Origin of the sequence: Paenibacillus sp. FSL F4-0236, from assembly GCF_038000135.1 — a bacterium.
Lineage (GTDB): Bacteria > Bacillota > Bacilli > Paenibacillales > Paenibacillaceae > Paenibacillus_AQ.
The window spans coordinates 4671981-4691830 of sequence record NZ_JBBOBK010000001.1; the positions used below are offsets into that span (position 1 = coordinate 4671981).

A 19850-nucleotide genomic window follows, 5' to 3' on the forward strand; every position below is an offset into this window, starting at 1 on the left:
TACCTTCGCCTGTACACTTGCCCTTACCTCTTAATGTTTATCCATATCGATCCTAACAAAAAAAAGCCGTATCTCCGGAAAAGTCCGGAAATACGGCTTGATAATGATATAAGCAAAAAATCGAAAAGATCTAGCGTTTACCAGGATCGTAAGGCTGACCTAATGCCTTAGGAGCAGCGGAACGACCTACAGCACCCACCAATACAATGATCGTTAATACGTAAGGAATCATAAAGATAAACTCTTGTGGAATGTCCTTTGACCATTCAAACAATTGTACGTAGTTACGGATCGCTTGAGAGAATCCGAAGAACACAGCAGCGCCAAAGGCACCAAGCGGATTCCACTTACCAAAGATCATCGCTGCAATAGCGATAAAACCTTGACCTGAAATCGTATTATGTCCAAAGGTTCCGGTTGTAGTTAGAGTGATTGTAGCACCACCGATACCAGCCAGCAATCCACTCAGCATTACGCCGATATATCTCATCCGCTTCACCTTGACCCCTAAGGTGTCTGCAGCACTAGGATGTTCACCTACTGCGCGTAAACGCAGTCCAAATGGCGTTTTAAACAAAACGAAATAAATAACAATAACCAGCACAATGGCCAGATAAGTGGTCGGATAGGAATTAAATATCCCTTCACCGATCACTGGGATTTTGGAGAGTCCAGGAATTGAAACCTTGTTAAACCCATCGATTAGTGGAGTTTCAGCAGATCCATCAAACAGCAGCTTTACCATGTAGAGCGTACTGCCTGCGGCTAAAAAGTTAATAACCGTACCACTGATCGTCTGATCCGATTTAAAGGTAATAGCTGCAACTGCATGAATTAGTGAACCAATTACCCCGACGGCCATAGCACATAGTACGCCAATCCAAGGAGCCCATTCACCCATCCCAGCATCTTGAGCATAATAACCGCCCACTGCTGCGGCAAAAGCACCAAACATCATCAAACCTTCAAGTCCAATATTTACGACACCAGAGCGTTCAGAGAAGATGCCGCCAAGTGAGGCAAAAATAAGCGCTGTGGAAAAAACAAGCGTTGTATTAAGCAGTTGACCTAACGTCTGCAGATCCATCTATAACACCTTCTCTTTCTTGCGCTTGAAGTAAAAGGGCTTAAGCACCCAGCGCACAATCCCTTGTGCCGCAATAAAGAATATGATTGAACCTATAACGATACGAATAAGCTCTGGAGGAACATCTGCAGCAAAACTCATTCCTGCAGAACCATAAGTCAACGTACCATAGAGAATCGCAGCAAGAACAACACCAAGTGGATGTGTTAAACCAAGTAGAGCCACTGCGATACCATCAAAACCATATCCTGGTGATGCCGCGAACACAGATTGATAATGGAATACACCCAGTACCTCCCCTGCTCCGGCCAACCCTGCAAATACTCCACTTATGAACATTGCTTTTACAACGTTACGGCCAACATTCATACCTGCGTACTCGGCAGCATGAGGATTGTAACCAACAGCACGCATTTCATATCCTTGCTTAGTCTTCCATAAGTAGACATAGAAGAATACTGCTGCGGCAAGGGCAATAGCTGTTCCCCAGTGCAGACGTGCATTGTCAAATAAAGAATTCAAGAACGTCATAGAAAGTGAAGCTGGAATATCCTCGGAACGATTCTGTCCCGGAAGTAAAAGAAATGCTCTTACAATATAATTCGACAAGTACAGAGCAACCCAGTTTAACATGATCGTGGTAATAACTTCATTAATCCCACGTTTGGCCTTCAAGTAGCCAGCGATACCAGCCCACAGACCTCCACATAACCCTGCTATAATAACAGCAAGCGGAACCAATATGAATCCTGGCAAGGCTGCAAATTTAATGCCCACCACGGTTGCAGCTGTCATACCAATCATCACTTGTCCGTCTGCCCCGATATTAAACATCCCTGAACGGAATGCAAAGGCTACGGCTAAACCAGTGAGCATTAATGGCGTCATTTCGCGCACGGCTTCACCAAAGTTGTACAAGTTACCAAATACACGTGAGAACAGTGCGGAGTAAGCAGTTATCGGATCATAACCACCCATAAGCATAACTATTGCTCCCACAAGAAAACCAAGTACGATGGCGACAAGAGGAACGATATAGCTGTCAGTTGTGAAGATTTTTTTGAATTTACTCAACTGCCTTACCTCCCCGCTTCAAGCTGCCTGCCATCATAAGACCCAGTTCCTGGTCATTCGTATCCTGCGGGAACACTTCACCGACAATTTTGCCTTCATAGATTACAGCAATTCTGTCTGATACATTCATAATCTCGTCCAATTCAAACGAAATGAGCAATACAGCTTTTCCTTGGTCACGCTGTGCGATAAGCTGCTTTTGAACAAACTCGATAGCCCCAACATCTAGACCGCGTGTTGGTTGTGCTGCAATAAGTAATGTCGGATCTTTATCTATTTCCCGAGCAATAATCGCTTTCTGTTGATTTCCGCCGGATAGAGAACGTGCTTTGGTCTGAATTGAAGGTGTACGCACATCAAATTGCTCCACAAGACCTTCAGCATATTTATCAATGACATCATTTTGCATAAAGCCATTTTTGTTATATGGACTCTTATAGTAAGTTTCCAGAACCATGTTCTCACTTACTGAGAAATCAAGCACCAAACCATGCTTATGACGGTCCTCTGGAATATGAGACACATTCATCTCCGTAATCTTACGCGGGGATAAATTAGCTATTTCGTTCCCGGACACCTGAATAGAACCAGAATCAATTTTACGCAGACCTGTAATGGCCTGAATCAGTTCACTCTGTCCATTGCCATCTACACCAGCTATTCCGAGAATTTCTCCGGCTTTCACATCAAAGCTAAGACCGTCCAGCACCGAGACACCGTCTTTACTCTTGCTGTTCACATCCTTCAGCTCGAGTACAGTTTTGCCAACCTCAGGAGCCTTCTTATCTACCTTGAAGGTTACGCCACGTCCAACCATCTTCTCAGCTAGTTCATTCGGATTAGTCTCTGCGGTATTTACGGTATCGATTACTTTTCCGCGTCTAATAATGGTGACCCGATCAGATATTTGCATAATTTCTTTAAGCTTATGCGTAATCAGGATAATAGATTTTCCCTCTGCAACAAGCCGCTTCATAATCGCCATCAATTCCGTAATTTCTTGAGGCGTAAGTACTGCAGTCGGCTCATCAAATATGAGAATATCCGCTCCGCGGTACAGGGTCTTCATAATTTCTACCCTTTGCTGCATACCTACAGAAATGTCATGAATAACGGCATTTGGATTCACTTGCAGGCCATATTGCTCCGATAGCTTCCGAACCTGTTCCGCAGCGGATTTATAGTCAATTTTAAGACCTTTCTTCGGCTCCATCCCAAGAACAATATTCTCGGTAACCGTAAAAGGTTCCACGAGCTTGAAATGCTGATGCACCATACCAATACCAAGCTCAATCGCTTTATTGGGATTATCAATTATAACCGGTTTCCCGTCGATTTCAATACTACCTTCGTCCGGTTGATACAATCCAAACACGATATTCATTAGGGTTGATTTACCTGCACCATTCTCACCGAGCAATGCAAGAATCTCACCCTTTTTTAAGGTCAAGCTAATGGAATCGTTAGCAACAATACCAGGAAATCGTTTTGTGATTTGCTTCAACTCTACGACAGGAGCCGCAGCACTCATGGAATCACCCTCATCACAGAATATATAACTACCATGCAGACACGGATGTACCGCCCTTTTCAAGACGGTATAACTGTGTCCAACTTATCATAACCAGTGCTTTAACAAGGAATAAGGCCAGCACATAACCGGCCTTATTCTTTGTTGCTTATTGTAATCCGACAAATAAAAGGGAGATCTTACTCGGTAGGAACTGTAATTGTTCCATCAATGATTTGTTTTTTGTAATCTTCAACTTTAGCCAAGATCTCTTCAGAAACGTTAACTTTAGATGTATCAGAGATACCTACACCATTGTCTTTCAAACCAAGAACAGTTGTAGTACCACCTTTGAAAGTACCATCGATTACTTCTTTGGAAACCTTCTTCACAGCTTCGTCAACGCGTTTGATCATGGAAGTCAAAGTTACGTCCGTACCAAATTCAATGGATTGGTCTTTGTCTACACCGATAACCCAAACTTTTGCACCGCCAGCTTTGTTACGGGATTTAGCTTCGTTAAATACGCCATTTCCTGTTGCACCAGCAGCAGGGAAGATGATGTCATTACCATCGTTATATAATGTAGCGGCAAGAGATTTACCAGTATCTGGTTTGTCATATGCACCTGCATAAGTAATTGTAACTTTAGCGTCAGGCTTAACTGCTAATACACCAGCTTTAAAGCCTACTTCAAAACGTTTGATTACTGGGCTTTCCATACCGCCGATAAAAGCTACCTTGTTAGTTTTTGTAGTCAAACCAGCAACCACACCAACCAAGAAGGAACCTTCGTTCTCAGAGAAAGTAACGGATGCTACGTTAGGAGCATCTACAACGCTATCAATAATTGCCAAGTTAGCATTTGCGTTCTCACCAGCAACCTTTTTAATTGCGTCGCCAAGATCAAAACCAATACCCCAAGTCAAGTTGTAGCCATCTTTAACGAATTGGTTAAGGTTTGGCTCATAGTCAGCGTTTGATTTACTTTGCAAATATTTAACGGAAGAACCTGTTTCTTTTTCAAGAGCTTGTAATGCTTCCCATGCGGATTGGTTAAACGATTTATCGTTTACGCCTCCGATGTCAGTAACCATACCAAATTTGAAATCAGATTTTGCGGCATTTGTTCCGCCATTTGTTCCTGCATTAGTCTCGCCATTTGCAGCATTCTTAGCGTTGTTGTTTCCGCAACCGGCCAATACTACTGTGAATGCCAGCAACATTACAAGAGATAGCTTGAAAACTTTTTTCATTGAATGTGATCCCCCTTAAAATATTGGATGTCATCTGTGTTCTACTTGGACATTCCATAGATCAAATTATAACTGCAATAAAATCTAAAATCCAGTCCATAAATGACCTCAGGTCAATAAATATTTGTACTTTTTCGTAAGTAACCGCTTTCCATGACACGACATGTTATCATCATGTTTGAATGATGTTAGAAAACCTTATTTTACTTTGTATAGTATTCCAACACATTACAAATATTATTGCACACTTATGTGTTTTCTATTATTATGATTGCTTAGTATTTGCACTGAAAGGAAGTTATCAGATATGACCGATGAAAAAAATCCACAAACGATGCCGGCTTTTAAATATTGCCGTGAATCCCGTGTCTTCAAAACCGGACGCGTTTTCCCTAATGATGTTAATAATCACAAAACATTGTTTGGCGGTAAGCTTATGAGCGGCATTGATGAAGTAGCCTCCATCTCAGCTATGCGCCATTGCCGTGCCAATGTCGTTACAGCCTCTACAGACTCTGTTGACTTCTTGAGGCCCATCCGACCTACAGACTCCGTATGCTTCGAATCCTTCGTTTCTTGGACCGGACGTACAAGCATAGAGGTATTCGTAAAGATCATTTCAGAAAACTTATATACGGGTGAGCGCGCCGTCGCTGCCACTTCATTCCTTACCTTTGTTGCAGTTGGGGAGGATGGTACTCCCACTCCAGTTCCTGCCATAATCCCAGAGACCGATGAAGAGAAATTGATCAGCGAATCAGCTAATGAACGTTCTGAGCTACGTAAAGTAAGAAGAACCATCAGTAAAAAGCTCGCTGCCGAGCTCAATACTGTGAAGTACTGGGAATAACTCTGCATTAAGCAGAGTTTTTTTCTCGTTTTTTTTACGGCAGAGAAATCATTTCCTCATTCTATATACTTCATACCACACAAAAAAGCACCGCTGCATGGGCAACACGCAGGCGGTGCTTTTCGATTATATTACAACACTTACGCGTTGATTTTCTCTTTGGCAATACCAGCCAAGGAGTTGAATGCGTTAAGATCATTTACAGCCAGATCAGCCAGCATCTTACGGTTAACTTCTACACCAGCCAATTTCAGGCCGTATACAAGCTTGCTGTAAGAAAGACCGTTCAAACGAGCTGCTGCATTAATACGAACGATCCACAGTCTGCGGAAGTTACGTTTAGTTTGACGACGGTCGCGGTAAGCGTAAACCATCGATTTCATTACTTGTTCTTTAGCTGTTTTAAAAATGCGGTGTTTAGAACCGAAATAACCTTTTGCCAATTTCAATACTTTTTTATGTCTACGACGAACTACAAATCCGCCCTTAACTCTTGCCATATTAATAAACCTCCCAAAAATGTGTGATAAACTATTTCAAGTTAGCCAATCCTTGTTTCAAACGTCTTACATCCCCAGGGGCCATTACTGGATTACCGTTCAGAACGCGCTTAGCGCGTTTAGATTTGTGGGACAGCAAGTGGTTTTTGTGAGCTTTGTAACGTGTTACTTTACCAGTTCCGGTAATTTTGAAGCGGCCTTTCAGGCTGCTATGTGTTTTCATCTTAGGCATGGTGTTTCCTCCTTGAATATTATGCGGCGCCAAATTGCATGTAAGCAAGTGACTCCAGATTTATTGGGCTTTAGGAGCCAAGATCATAATCATGCTGCGACCTTCCAGCTTAGGCTGGCGCTCAACAACAGATATATCAGCCACTTCGTTCTTAACACGCTCGAGGATTTTCTGGCCGATATTCGCATGTGTAATCTCACGTCCGCGGAAACGAACGGAGCACTTTACTTTATCGCCTTCACCCAAGAACTTGATCACATTGCGGAACTTGGTTTGATAATCATGTTCCTCAATGTTAGCACGGAACCAGACTTCCTTGATATCAACGACCTTCTGGTTCTTACGGGCTTCCTTCTCTTTCTTCTGCGTTTCATAACGGAACTTGCCGTAATCCATGATGCGGCATACCGGCGGCTTAGCCTGTGGTGCTACATTGACTAAATCTAGATTAAGATCGATCGCCATTTGCAACGCTTCGCGGATCGGTTTAATTCCGATTTGTTCACCTTCCGCACCAACCAACCGTACCTCTTTGGCCCGAATTTCATCATTGATCATATGTTCCTTACTGATAACTCTCCACCTCCGGATCTTTTTAACAACTATACTGCCTTACTCCATAAAAAAGGGGTGCCGGTAACACCCGACACCCCGTGTTTGATCAACGTTCATGAACATTAACATTCATAAAGCATTGAGATCAAAACCAGCCGGCGAATATGCCAGTCAGGTGAGAAGCAGGTGCTTCTTCTTGCAATCCCTATGATTTGCGTACTTGAATACTATACACCACTCCAAACGGAGTGTCAATTCTTTTATTCAATATTCTTAAATATCTTATACCTGCTTGCTTTGCACTTCTTCAAGTCTTACGACACGCGTATGCTTGGTATGGCTCCATTGCTTGTTGTTCTGCGTAAAGAACGCATAGAACGTAATTGGATACCAAGAGATCAGGTAAATTGGGAAGAACACCAGATAAGCGTACACCTTCTTGAATTTAACCTTCTCCAAAGCCATCGCAATCCCAAAGGTCACCAGATTCAAACCGATCGCAAGGAAACCGAGCCAGACTGGCAAGCTGCCGTAAATATTAGCAATATTCGGTCCGTTAAAGAGGGCCATATCCACCCACATTACCGCCGTCATCAAGAAGGTGAGCAAAACAATGTACACATTTGCTCCGTAAAGCGCAAGGTCAAACTTCGTTAAGCTACGTTCTTTAATACTTTGCCAAAGTAATGGAAAAAAATAACGACGAGCTACAGTAAAGTGTCCTTGCATCCAGCGCAGACGCTGTCTTGAAGAGGCCTTGAAAGTTAGAGGCTTCTCATCAAATACCTTTGCGTCATAGTTGAACTTAGGATATACACCATGAGATGCACTGCGCATCGTAAACTCCAGATCCTCAACCAAGCTTGTAGCTCCCCAGCCCATCTCTTTAAGGAGATTGGTCTCGAAACACATTCCTGTTCCGCCAAGGAAGTTCGCCATATTCAAATTATGGCGTGAAAGTTGCCACAAACGGTTAATATACCAATACGACACACCATACGCTGCAGTAATCCAGGAATCTTCTGGATTCTTGGTGTCAATATAACCTTGAATAACACGTGCTCCTGAACAAAGATCATTATTCATCTCCATTAGGAATTCAGTATGTGCCAGATTATCGGCATCAAACATTACAACTGCGTCATATTGACGCTGCATGCCCCAAAGCTCCTTGAGCATCCATTCAATGGCATAACCTTTACCACGTAGATTCGGGTTAGTACGGACACAAGCGTTCATTCCGTGCTCTCTAACGATGCGAGCTGTGCCATCTGTACAATTGTCACAAATTACAAATACGTCAAACAGTTCTGAAGGATAGTTAAGCTGCTTCAGGTTCTCCATTAACGCGCCGACGACTTCTTCCTCGTTATGTGCAGCAACAAGTACTGCAAATGTTTTTTCTGGCTTATACTTTGTCTTTGTCTTTTTCTTGTGCAGACCAAATAACGAAAAGGTAAACTGATATACTGCGATTGCTGCCAAGATCACTTGGAGCGTAACAAACAGTGCGTCTGTCATGACCTTTTGATGCCCCCTTTTTTTCACTCTCGGTGTTCTTTTTTTTCTCTCTAGCTTGCTTGACGTTCCTTCTGACCCTTTTGTTGCATCCCTTAACAATAGACCAAGAGTATTCTTATTCTAGGCAGACTTCACAATTTTTATATGTGTTGTTTAAAAGAATTGTATGGATTCCATTTATTTGGATCCTTATTTATCTCTTACCCTTTTAAACATGTTTAGTCCGCTTGAATCATTGTACGGCGTTAGCGGCTCTAAGTCAAAACTAGCAAATTTCTAGCAAAACTGAGCTTTTCCTTGAAATGGACTACCTTTAAAAAGTATGATTAAGACAGATCTAATGCTAAAGAACGGACTGCTCATAAGCACCTGTTATCGGTAGCCGACTGGCGGAGGGACAAGATATGAGACATTTATTCATGAAGCTACATCTCTGGGAGCGGCACCTTTTTAAGTGGATCAACGGTCGAATGCATAATCGTTTTCTGAACTTTTGGCTCTTCTATCTCACTCATTTGGGTGGAGCTACAAGCACAATTGTTATCAACATACTGATATGGGCATTTGCTCCTCAGCCATGGAGAACCGCTAGCCTGCAAGCAATGACGGCTCTAGCTGTTAGCCATTTGCCCGTTGCTGTCGCTAAAAAACTGTATCCACGCATGCGGCCTTATCTGGCGTTACCGGATACGAACACATTTCGTAATCCATTAAAGGATCATTCCTTTCCTTCTGGTCATACTACAGCTATCTTTGCTTCAACGGTCCCATATATGGTAGCATTTCCTGCCTTGACCGTTATTCTGCTGCCGCTGGCCTGTATTGTCGGGTTTTCACGCATTTATCTGGGATTACATTATCCATCTGATGTCTTTGCAGGCTTAGTGATCGGAACCAGTGTTGCAGCGGGCACTATAGCCTTATGGATCTGAAGTATATATGGTTAAACCGGGAAAACCTTTGAGAATAGGTGAATCAAAATTGCAAAAAAAAAGAATTTTAATACTCTCAGAAGGCTTTGGAGCAGGACATACTCAAGCAGCTTATGCGCTGTCGAGCAGTCTGCGCCAACTGTCACCTAATTTACAAACGAAGGTGCTAGAACTTGGGAATTTCCTTAATCCCAAAATGGCACCCATTATTCTGTCTGCTTACCGTAAGACGGTAACGACTCAGCCAAAGCTGATGGGGTATGTCTACCGTCACCAGAAATCATTTAATCGTCTTACCACGCTTGCCCTGCATCGTATATTTTATACGCATACCAAAAATGTTGTTATGCAGTTGAAACCTGACGTTATTGTCTGCACACACTTCATTCCGGGTGCTGTAGTATCTCGTCTTAAGAGAGTGGATCCTACCCTAAAGATGCCACTCGTAACTGTTATAACGGATTATGACGCACATGCCAGTTGGATCAGTCCAGAGGTAGACCGTTATCTGGTATCAACACCAGAGGTTAAATCCAAATTGCGTATGCGAAACATTCCTTCTGCAAAAATTCAGGTTACTGGGATACCCGTACACCCTAATTTTTGGCAGCATCCTGGAAAGCAGGAGATTCGACAGCAATTCAATCTCAAGGATATGCCAACGGTACTAGTCATGGGCGGCGGCTGGGGGATCATGAACGATCAGGTTGTAAATGCCTGTCTGGCGGAATGGCGAGAGAAGATTCAGATTGTTTTCTGTCTCGGCAAGAATGAAGAGCTGCTTCAGGAAATGAAAGAAGACTCACGTTATAATCATCCTAATATATCCTTGATCGGCTTTACGCGTGAGATTGACAAGCTGATGGAGGTGTCCGATCTGCTCGTCACGAAGCCGGGTGGAATGACCTGCAGTGAAGGGCTTGCTAAGGGAATACCGATGCTTTTCTATAACCCTCTGCCCGGGCAGGAGGAGGAGAATTGCCGCTATTTTACCGCAGCAGGTTTCGGAGAGCCGATAGAGTCTTTAGACGTAGTCGTAATGTGGATGGAACGTCTATTAAACAACTACGAGGATGTGCAGAATAAGCGAAAACTTCATCTTGAGGAAATCGCCCGTTACCACCCATTGCAATGTGCTCAGAGCATTATCGAATTATTGGAATAGTTAATTTAAAAGCGGCAGCCTCCAAACCACTTGGAGGCTGCCGCTTTATTATTGAAGCACATCTTTTGGAGTAGTGCTTTGTAACTACAACCGATATTTGTCCAAACGGGTAGCTTGATACTGCTTGAGCGCTTCCGCACCTACAATGGCCTCACAACGATGGATATTCACGCCACGTCCGACAAATTTCGTCTCGTATTCCGTCATAATATGATCCTCATTTATGATGCCGTCCGCATGTAGGTCTAACGAGATATTTTTCATCTGTAGACCAAAGTCCGCAAATGCATTTAATGAGAATTCAAATAGGCTTCGAGAATCTGTTTTCAAATGAATTTCACCTAAGTCGCTTAGCAGCCCCCGATATTTGTCAAGAAAACGCGGGTGTGTCAAACGACGACGAGCATGCTTACTCTTCGGCCATGGATCACTGAAGTTAAGATAAATTCGTTCCAGCTCTCCTGGAGCAAATACTTCCTCTGCATAATCAATATTGGCGAGTGCCAATTTCAGGTTGGGCGGCGTCTCATGACCTGCCGGCTCCCATACTGCTCTAGCCTTATCTCCAGCACGGCGGATCAGCTCATCATACATATCAACGCCGATAAAATTAATATCGGGATATTTGAAGCTCATTTGGCTGATAAACTGTCCCTTGCCCATTCCGAACTCCACATGGATCGGATGATCATTTCCGAACAGCTTAGACCACTCACCTTTATAACTCCGAGGGTCAAGAATGACTAGATCGGTCTGTTCTTCCAAACTTTCACGTATTCCTTTTCTTCCGCGTAAACGCATAGGTATTCCTCCGATTATCTCTTATACGATAACTGTCACTTGCAATATTGTGCCGAAATTGTCCCGAAAAGTAAAGGGATTGAGGTAAAAAAGAAAAAGGAATTCTCTGGCTCAGCTCTTAAATGAGCTATCCAGGGGAATTCCTTCGTTGTGTATATTTGGAATTAAGGCTCATTCTTGTCCGGTAGATTAGGATCTACTTTGTGTTTGAGCTTGTGGCAAATGTCTTTTTTTCGAATGCGCTGCGAATTTTACGCTGTGCATCTGTCTTGATCTTAGGGTTGCCGTTAAATTCCACACCTGTTAGTGCAAGGGCTTCATCTGGCGTTAAGTGGACTTCAATCGAATCTTTACCCTCAGCATATACCGTTTGAGAATTCATTGCTATCACCTCACGGTTATTATTATGGATCGGACGACACGAAATTATGAACTCCTGGCTGAATTTCTTTAAGCCACAGCAGCTTTTCACACTCTGAATATAACATACTATGTAAGCATTTTCAAGTTGAAAGCGCCTTACTTTCGGCCTATTTTTCATGCCAGTACCGGGAGTGAATGTTACGCCGAGCTCTGTTTTTTGATACAATGTATTGGATTATAAGAAACGGCTGTGTGTTCTTTTATAAAGGATGCCATCCGTCTCAGAAAAATATAAGGATAAGGATACTTATCTATGTTTATATTTTCAGAAAGGAGCTCCTCGTGTCTAATCTTCAATACACTACTCCTCCGCAGCTTTGGGGAGATAAACGTTTTCATACCTGGAATTACGAAATGCGTGAACATTTGAACACCAAGGTATTCAAAGTTATGCTTGATGCAGGCTTTACCTGTCCCAACCGTGACGGCTCCATCGCTAAAGGTGGTTGTACTTTTTGCAGTGCCAGAGGTTCTGGTGATTTTGCGGGAAGTCGCCGAGATGATCTCGTCACCCAATTTAATAATATCCGTGACAAGCAGCATCTAAAATGGCCAAACGCTAAATACATCGGATATTTTCAGGCCTATACGAATACGTACGCTCCGGTCGAAGAGCTTAGAGAATATTTCGAAGTGATTCTACAGCAGCCAGGTGTCGTTGGACTATCTATTGCTACACGGCCTGACTGTTTGCCGGATGATGTTGTCGAATATTTGGCCGAGCTAAACGAGCGCACGTATCTGTGGGTAGAGATGGGTCTCCAGACTATACACGACTCCACCTCTGAGCTAATTAACCGGGCTCACGATAGCCAGTGTTATGTAGATGCTGTTGAGAAGTTGCGGCGTCATGGCATTCGTGTCTGCACCCATATCATTCACGGTCTCCCACAGGAGACGCATGAAATGATGCTTGAAACGGTATCTGCTGTGGCTCGCATGGATGTGCAAGGAATTAAGATTCACCTTCTGCATCTCATGCGTAAAACACCCATGGTGAAGCAATACGAAGCTGGATTGCTACGATTCATGGAACAGGACGAGTATGTGAAGCTCATTGCCGATTCACTCGAAATTTTGCCCCCTGAAATGATTGTACATCGCTTGACTGGAGACGCTCCTCGGGATATCTTAATCGGACCGATGTGGAGCCTCAAGAAATGGGAAGTGCTAAATGCCATTGACGATGAGCTAGTTGCTCGTGATACTTGGCAGGGTAAGTATTGGAGGAAGAGCTAATGGGCTTTATGTCCGTTTTAAGCTTTGCTCATAAATTAATCTCTGAGCGGTTAACTTTAGGTGATCGTGCGATTGATGCCACAGTAGGTACTGGTGCTGATACGCTTTTTCTAGCCAAAGCAACCGGAGCTCGCGGTGAAGTCTACGGCTTTGACATTCAAGCTGCAGCACTGAGGCTGGCTGAAGAGCGCCTGCGGCTTGCAAGAGAGGAAGCTCCCTCGCTCGCCACCGTCACCTTGCTGGAACGTAGTCACGCCGAAATGGCTGAAGCTGTTCCAGCGAACTGGCATGGCACCGTTGGAGCTGTAATGTTCAATCTAGGCTACTTGCCTTCAGGAGATGCCGACAAGAACATCATTACTCAGCCGGACAGCTCCATTGCAGCCTTGGAAGCTTCTCTCCAGTTACTGCGTCCAGGTGGGATCATTACGGCAGTTCTTTATCCCGGCCATGCAGGTGGAGATAAAGAAGCCGCTGCCGTTGAATCTTGGGCAGCAGTTGTTTCCCAAAAGGTAGCACAAAGCATTGTTTATCGTCAGCTGCAGCGCACGGATTCACCTTATATGATTGCGCTCGAAAAGAAAAAAGGAATCCCCTCTTAAACTGTAAGCATCAAACTATTTTATTTTTGGGAAGGAAGATGTAGCAATGACTCAACCATATCCTTTGAAATTTCAACCGGAGTTTAAAGAACGTGTCTGGGGAGGCCGCGCGCTGGAGAAATTCGGCCTAGATCTACCTGAAGGACATATTGGCGAAGGCTGGATGATCGCCGATCACGCGAATGGAACGTCTTCGGTGGTAAACGGAGAGTTAGCCGGTCAAGGCTTAGATCAAATTCGTGAGCAGTTCGGCCATGAATGGTTCGGAAGCAAAGGGATTTCAGAAACGGGTGGAAGATTTCCTCTACTAATCAAATTGCTGGATTGCAACGACAATCTTTCCGTTCAAGTCCACCCTACAGATGATTATGAGGGATTGCCACAAGGTGAACTGGGTAAAACAGAGATGTGGTACGTGTTAGACGCTAAGCCAGGTGCCAAAATCATCTATGGTCTTAAAGAAGGCGTGGACCGTGAAACATTGCGCGAAGCACTGGAGAAAGGCACCGTTATGGATAGCCTTCAAGAAGTATCTGTCTCTGCAGGAGACTCCTTCTATATTCCAGCCGGAACCGTTCATGCGTTATGCGCTGGTGTCGTTGTAGCAGAGATCCAGCAAAATTCCGACACTACATACCGCATTTATGACTATGACCGTCCAGGCCTGGACGGAAAACCACGTGAGCTTCATATTGAAGATTCACTTAATGTTACAGCTTATGAAGGCGCCGGGGCTACTTCGATGAAGACAGATAACGCAGTCCCTGGAGAGTGGCTGCAACTTGCCGCTTCGCCATATTTTATCGTAGAAAAAGGAATCGTAAATGGTTCATGGGACCTCACCACTACAGAAGACAGCTTCACTATTCTAGTCATCTGTGAAGGCAGCGGACATCTTACTTGGGATGGCGGCTCCCAACCTTATGCTGCAGGAGAATGCTATCTGATTCCTTCCAGTCTCGGCCGTTACGCTATCGAAGGTCATTCTACTGTGCTTCGCTCTTATTTACCATAAGTCGAGAACCTTTAGGAGGAATGGACCATGAAGGAAAATAGCTTTACCATAACGGATCCCATAGGTGTAAATATCCATGTCTATGAATGGTTACCTGAATCCGATGTGCCAGTTAGAGGAATCGTGCAAATTTCTCACGGTATGTGTGAAACAGCTATCCGCTATGCTCGTTTTGCGGAAGCATTAACCGGAGTAGGTTATGCAGTATATGTCAATGACCACCGGGGACATGGTAAAACCGCTGGTCAAGTCGATCTGCTTGGCGATGTTGGGGAGGACGGATTCTATTGGATGCGACGCAATCTGCTCCAGGTAGCAGCCAAAGCACTCTCCAAACATGAAGGTAAGCCCATCTTTCTATTCGCTCATAGTATGGGTTCCTTTCTGGCTCAAAAGCTGATGTGTGAAGAGGGTAACGAAATCTATGAAGGATTTATCCTAAGCGGTACAAATGGTCCTCGCGGTATGCTGCGCCTTGGAGAATCTCTGGCTAGTGCACAGCTCAAGTTAAAGGGTGAACATCACCGAAGTGTACTACTGAACAGCTTAGTATTCGGCAGTTACAACCGTGCTTTTTCTCCTGTAAGAACTGCATATGACTGGCTGAGCAGCGATGATGCGGAAGTTGATAAGTACATTGCCGATCCATTCTGCGGAGCCATTTGTACAACACGCTTTTTCCGTGGTTTTTTCCACCTCCTAAGGGAGATCCATTCCGAGGAATCACTTAGAACATTATGTACAAGTAAGCCCATTTATATATTTGGTGGGGATAAGGATCCTGTAGGGATGAGCGGCCAAGGCATTCCTCGTCTTGCGGAGCTGTACAAGAAACGAGGGATATCGGACGTAGAGTATCGGCTCTATCCAGGTGGCAGGCATGAAATGCTTAATGAGGTGAACCGGGATCAAGTTACAGCCGATGTGCTTAACTGGTTAGAACAGCATCTCCCTTCTGAGGTTACGACTACAGCTTAAAAGTACAAAACAGGGGTGCCCCAAAAGCCGTGAAATGGCTAGTTGGGACACCCCTTATTTTTGATTAGATAAACATTGGCACTTGTTGTAGACGCTCCCCTTCTTTGAGCAGAAAGTTTCTAAAATCAAAAAAACGTGGGGAGCGTAAACTTACCAGCTTCAGCAGAATGTTCGCAAACGAAACCAATACAACCTCTTGCGCCACTTTAGGCGTAACTGAAACACAGCGCTTGCGAATTCAGAAGACGTTTGCGTATGTAACAAAAAAAGACCGCCCCCAAAGGAACGGTCTTTCCTCCCAACACAATCGCCTTATTACAAAGGCAGCGTATAATACTGAGCGCGTTGGCTCTCGTTCTGCTGATACATTACGATTAGCAGTGTACGACCTTCTCGAACGGAAGGTGATTCAGCTACGGCTACAGCAGAGCTTGTAGTTTGGACAGACTCTTCTAAACTACTTTCTGTAACTCCCTGTATTAATGACTCAGGAGAAGGTACAGCCCCGTCGTTAGCATTGTCTGCTTCCTCTTCCTCTGAACCCCCATCCGCCCGTAGACCGCTGATGGATTCCAGCACCGCTTCAAGCGAGAACGGCAGCACTTCAAGCACCGTATATTTTTGCAGCTCTCTTTCACTGAGTCCCGCTTGTGCCAACTGCGCAGAGATTTGACCCGGATTAGCAGCGATATCCCTCAAGTAACTCGACCAATCTGACTTATCCAGTACGAAATCCCACCAGATTTTGCGAGGCTTATACTTGTGTCCTAGGAAATAATCAAGCTTCATTAGCCCAGTAATAATATCCATAGATGGAGTCCCACGATCTATCAAGAAGGACTGCAAACGGGTAAAGAGATCTTCTAGCTGATGCCCAATCTTTTGCCAGCCTCTCTCCTCCCAGTAGTCACCGAACTCCTGAAAGAAATCAAATGGTGAATCAAACACGTGACGGATCAAGTATTTGGCTGTATGGTCCATCCGGTGGCTGTTCCAGTATTTCTCCAGCACATCCTCAAGCCGCTTCAAACGAATAATATCCGAGAAGGTCATCATATGACTGCTAAGAATTTCGTAAGGGGCATGTTCCATATACGTATACTCATATTTTGCCGCCTGTGCACGCAGACCCGTCCCGCGAAGCATTTTGAGGAATCCAAGCTGCAGCTCTTCTGGCTCCATAACGAATACATCGTTAAAGGTTTTGCGGAAGGTGGTGTAATCCTCCATTGGAAGCCCTGCGATTAAATCCAGATGCTGATCGATATTACGACTTTCCTTAATCTTCATTACCGTACGAGAGAGCTTCTTGAAATTCTGGCGGCGTTTAACAAGCTCGTTCGTCTCATCATTTGTAGACTGTACACCAATCTCAAATCTAAAGATGCCCGGAGGCGCATTATTCGACAGGAAATCCAGAACTTCTGGCCGCATGATATCTGCTGTGATTTCAAACTGGAACACACAGCCTTGATGATTATCGATCAGGAATTGAAACATTTCCATTGCATAGTTGCGGTTGATATTGAAGGTACGGTCCAAGAATTTAATGATTTTGGCGCCATTTTCTATTAAGTAGAGTAAATCAGACTTTACTCGTTCAATATCATAGTAACGTACGCCTACCTCAATACTGGATAAACAAAATTGACAGTTAAACGGGCACCCACGACTCGTCTCAAAATAAACAATACGTTTGCTCAGATCTGGAATATCCTCTGGAAAACGATGCGGTGTAGGCAGCGTATTTAGATCGCTTTTGGGACGAGGTGGATTTACAATGATCTCCTCTCCCTTACGATAAGCAGCTCCGTACACAAAATGAAATTTCCGGTCGTCTCTCAGCTCCTGCAGCAGATGATGGAACGTCTCTTCTCCATCTCCATTGACGATGAAATCAATGCCAGCTTCTCTCTTCATCCAATGCAGCGGCTCATAAGAGACTTCCGGTCCTCCCAGAACAATCGTAACCTCAGGCATCACTTGCTTAAGAATTCCGATCAGCTTGAGCGTCTCTTCGATATTCCAGATATAACAGGAGAAGCCAATCACATCTGGCCGTTTCTGAAACAAGTCGGACACGATATTCATCACGGGATCTTTAATAGTGTACTCCACCAAATGAATATCTTTAAATTCATGCTCACTGTAAGCTTTAAGCAAACGAATCGCCAGTGAGGTATGGATATATTTTGCGTTTAGCGTGGTCAGAACGATTTTCAATGCTACACGACCTTTTCTACATTTCATTTTGAAAAAACTCTAGGAATGCCTTACCATACTTCCGGTATTTCACTTCCCCGACACCCTTTACCCTCAGCATTTCCGCTTCGGTCTGTGGGCAAACCACACTCATCTCACGCAGCGTGGCATCATTAAAAATAATATATGAGGGCACATGCTCACGTCCCGCCAACTCTCGCCGGATCAGACGCAGCTGCTCAAAGACGGTCTCATTGACTGCCGAAGGTGACAGGTCATGCCCGCGACTACGAACTCGCGTACCAGATGCCGCACCTGCTCGTGATGGCCGCGCTACTCGCTGCATGACCTCACGCTGTCCGCGCAGTACCTCAGCAGCCAGAGGCTGGAGCCGCACTACGGGGTATTGTCCTTCAGACAAAGCAAGATATCCCTCAGAGATGAGTACATTGATGCTCTCTGAGATCTCCTTCTCTGTCCGGCTCGACATCGCCCCATGCGTTGGCAGCTTGTCAAAACCATATTGCATCACCTTCTGATTGCGAGAGCCTTTCAGCACAGAAGCCACCAACGCAACTCCATAACGTTCCCGCATGCGGTGAATGCAGGAGAATATCTTCTGCGCATCTACGGTCATATCTACAAGCTCTCGTTCATCTGTACATGAGCTGCAAATGCCGCATAACTTGTCCTCATGCTCCTCACCGAAATAATCCAGCTGGGCACTGCGCAAGCAGCGGGTAGTATAACAATAATCAATCATTTGCTGAAGCTTGCGATATTCGTTAGCTTTACGGTCCGTATCCTGCGGATTCTGCTCGATCAGGAACTTTTGCGTCATAATATCCTGTGCGCTAAAAAGCAAAATACATTCACTCGGCTCCCCGTCACGTCCAGCACGGCCCGCTTCCTGAACATAAGCTTCCATATTTTTTGGCATATTATAATGAATTACGTACCGGACATTGGATTTATCAATCCCCATCCCAAAAGCGTTGGTGGCCACCATGACCCGGATATCATCATATAGGAAGCCTTCCTGGCTATCTGCCCGCTCCTGATCATTCATACCTGCGTGATAGCGGCCTGCCGCTATTCCTGAAGCCTGCAGCCTTTGATATAGATCATCCACTTCTTTGCGTGTAGCCGCATAAACAATACCCGGCTGATGAGAATGCGTTGCGGTGTAATCCATGACGAATTCCCGCTTATTCTCTCCACGTAGCACAGACATCGCTAGATTATCTCTTCCAAGTCCAGTCATGAAAATACCCGGCTCGCGCAGACGCAGCAGCCGAACCATATCCTCCATGACCTCTGGTGTTGCCGTCGCTGTAAATGCAGCCAAGATCGGCCGTTCTGGCAGCTCGTTCACAAAAGGCGATACCGACAAATAGCTTGTACGGAAATCATGTCCCCACTGAGATACACAGTGCGCCTCATCCACAGCCACACAGGAAATCGCCAGCTCAGCCATCTCCATACGGAACCAGTCCAGCTCTAGCCTTTCGGGCGCAACATAAAGCAGCTTCAAATCTCCGCGACGGGCAGCTCGAATCCGCTCATTTACTTCTTTCCCGCTTAACGTGCTATTAATAAAGGCTGCCGGAATACCTGCCGTGGTTAACGCATCGACCTGATCCTTCATCAGAGAGATCAATGGTGAGATCACCAGTGTCAGCCCAGGAAGCAGCAGTGCGGGAACTTGATAGCAAATCGATTTCCCACCTCCCGTAGGAAGAATACCGAGTGTGTCGCGACCTTCCAGCAAGTTCTGAACAATCTTCTTCTGACCATCCCGAAAATCCGGATAACCGTAATATTTTTGCAGCTCAGCCTGCGCCTGTTCAATAGTAGGTGCTTGCATCATCATATCTCTCATAACCCCTTAAGCGTTTCTATCTTTAG

19 protein-coding genes are annotated in these 19850 nt (G+C 44.7%); 7 read left to right on the plus strand and 12 right to left on the minus strand.

Annotation, left to right across the window (positions count from 1 at the left end):
* Window positions 1-130: 130 nt before the first annotated feature.
* The 4 genes from NSQ29_RS20910 to NSQ29_RS20925 form a co-directional block, all read right to left on the minus strand.
* Entirely contained in the window at window positions 131-1087 is a 957-nt protein-coding gene (locus NSQ29_RS20910) for an ABC transporter permease (RefSeq protein WP_042125085.1), read from the minus strand.
* Complete coding sequence (locus tag NSQ29_RS20915; RefSeq protein WP_341125988.1) at window positions 1088-2161, minus strand: ABC transporter permease; 1074 nt, start codon at window positions 2159-2161, stop codon at window positions 1088-1090.
* On the minus strand, window positions 2154-3692 hold the full coding sequence (locus tag NSQ29_RS20920; RefSeq protein WP_042125080.1) for an ABC transporter ATP-binding protein: 1539 nt from the start codon (window positions 3690-3692) through the stop codon (window positions 2154-2156). Before NSQ29_RS20920 ends, NSQ29_RS20915 begins: the two co-directional genes overlap by 8 nt.
* A 179-nt stretch (window positions 3693-3871) precedes the next feature.
* Complete coding sequence (locus NSQ29_RS20925; protein ID WP_042185713.1) at window positions 3872-4927, minus strand: BMP family lipoprotein; 1056 nt, start codon at window positions 4925-4927, stop codon at window positions 3872-3874.
* A gap of 307 nt (window positions 4928-5234) precedes the next feature.
* Here NSQ29_RS20925 and NSQ29_RS20930 point away from each other — a divergent pair, with 307 nt between their 5' ends.
* A complete protein-coding gene (locus NSQ29_RS20930) occupies window positions 5235-5777 on the plus strand; it encodes an acyl-CoA thioesterase (protein ID WP_042185711.1) in 543 nt (180 codons plus the stop codon).
* A gap of 140 nt (window positions 5778-5917) precedes the next feature.
* Here the strand turns inward: NSQ29_RS20930 and rplT are convergent, their stop codons facing one another.
* From rplT to NSQ29_RS20950, 4 genes are all read right to left on the minus strand, one after another.
* Window positions 5918-6277 carry a 50S ribosomal protein L20 gene (rplT, locus tag NSQ29_RS20935; protein ID WP_042125073.1) on the minus strand — a complete coding sequence of 120 codons (360 nt, stop codon included), beginning with the start codon at window positions 6275-6277 and terminating at the stop codon, window positions 5918-5920.
* A gap of 31 nt (window positions 6278-6308) precedes the next feature.
* Window positions 6309-6509 (minus strand): 50S ribosomal protein L35, encoded by a 201-nt coding sequence (rpmI, locus tag NSQ29_RS20940; RefSeq protein ID WP_036679507.1) that lies wholly within the window; start codon window positions 6507-6509, stop codon window positions 6309-6311.
* 60 nt (window positions 6510-6569) lie between these two features.
* Window positions 6570-7067 carry a translation initiation factor IF-3 gene (gene infC, locus NSQ29_RS20945; protein WP_036679510.1) on the minus strand — a complete coding sequence of 166 codons (498 nt, stop codon included), beginning with the start codon at window positions 7065-7067 and terminating at the stop codon, window positions 6570-6572.
* 279 nt (window positions 7068-7346) lie between these two features.
* Window positions 7347-8585, minus strand: coding sequence for a glycosyltransferase family 2 protein (locus NSQ29_RS20950; RefSeq protein WP_042185708.1), 1239 nt, complete (start codon window positions 8583-8585; stop codon window positions 7347-7349).
* Between the two features lie 404 nt (window positions 8586-8989).
* Between NSQ29_RS20950 and NSQ29_RS20955 the strand changes: the two genes are divergently transcribed.
* Window positions 8990-9517, plus strand: a complete 528-nt coding sequence (locus NSQ29_RS20955; RefSeq protein WP_042185706.1) for a phosphatase PAP2 family protein — start codon at window positions 8990-8992, stop codon at window positions 9515-9517.
* A 49-nt stretch (window positions 9518-9566) separates the two neighbouring features.
* Entirely contained in the window at window positions 9567-10682 is a 1116-nt protein-coding gene (locus NSQ29_RS20960; protein ID WP_081382712.1) for an MGDG synthase family glycosyltransferase, read from the plus strand.
* 84 nt (window positions 10683-10766) lie between these two features.
* Here the strand turns inward: NSQ29_RS20960 and trmB are convergent, their stop codons facing one another.
* Both trmB and NSQ29_RS20970 read right to left on the minus strand, forming a co-directional pair.
* Complete coding sequence (gene trmB / locus NSQ29_RS20965) at window positions 10767-11483, minus strand: tRNA (guanosine(46)-N7)-methyltransferase TrmB (RefSeq protein WP_036679523.1); 717 nt, start codon at window positions 11481-11483, stop codon at window positions 10767-10769.
* 196 nt (window positions 11484-11679) lie between these two features.
* Entirely contained in the window at window positions 11680-11865 is a 186-nt protein-coding gene (locus NSQ29_RS20970; RefSeq protein ID WP_042125061.1) for a hypothetical protein, read from the minus strand.
* 323 nt (window positions 11866-12188) lie between these two features.
* Here NSQ29_RS20970 and NSQ29_RS20975 point away from each other — a divergent pair, with 323 nt between their 5' ends.
* The 4 genes from NSQ29_RS20975 to NSQ29_RS20990 are packed head-to-tail and all read left to right on the plus strand — an operon-like array spanning window position 12189 to window position 15740.
* Complete coding sequence (locus NSQ29_RS20975; protein WP_076286344.1) at window positions 12189-13145, plus strand: TIGR01212 family radical SAM protein; 957 nt, start codon at window positions 12189-12191, stop codon at window positions 13143-13145.
* On the plus strand, window positions 13145-13747 hold the full coding sequence (locus tag NSQ29_RS20980) for a class I SAM-dependent methyltransferase (protein WP_339269423.1): 603 nt from the start codon (window positions 13145-13147) through the stop codon (window positions 13745-13747). Before NSQ29_RS20975 ends, NSQ29_RS20980 begins: the two co-directional genes overlap by 1 nt.
* Before the next feature lie 46 nt (window positions 13748-13793).
* The gene (locus NSQ29_RS20985) at window positions 13794-14762 is read left to right on the plus strand and encodes a type I phosphomannose isomerase catalytic subunit (RefSeq protein ID WP_042185697.1); all 969 of its coding nucleotides are present in this window, start codon (window positions 13794-13796) and stop codon (window positions 14760-14762) included.
* A 27-nt stretch (window positions 14763-14789) separates the two neighbouring features.
* Complete coding sequence (locus NSQ29_RS20990; protein ID WP_341125989.1) at window positions 14790-15740, plus strand: alpha/beta hydrolase; 951 nt, start codon at window positions 14790-14792, stop codon at window positions 15738-15740.
* 315 nt (window positions 15741-16055) lie between these two features.
* On the opposite strand, the gene NSQ29_RS20995 is transcribed toward NSQ29_RS20990, so the two are convergent.
* Window positions 16056-17963 carry a B12-binding domain-containing radical SAM protein gene (locus tag NSQ29_RS20995; RefSeq protein ID WP_341126798.1) on the minus strand — a complete coding sequence of 636 codons (1908 nt, stop codon included), beginning with the start codon at window positions 17961-17963 and terminating at the stop codon, window positions 16056-16058.
* 16 nt (window positions 17964-17979) lie between these two features.
* On the minus strand, window positions 17980-19815 hold the full coding sequence (gene recQ / locus NSQ29_RS21000; protein WP_341125990.1) for a DNA helicase RecQ: 1836 nt from the start codon (window positions 19813-19815) through the stop codon (window positions 17980-17982).
* Between the last annotated feature and the right edge of the window lie 35 nt (window positions 19816-19850).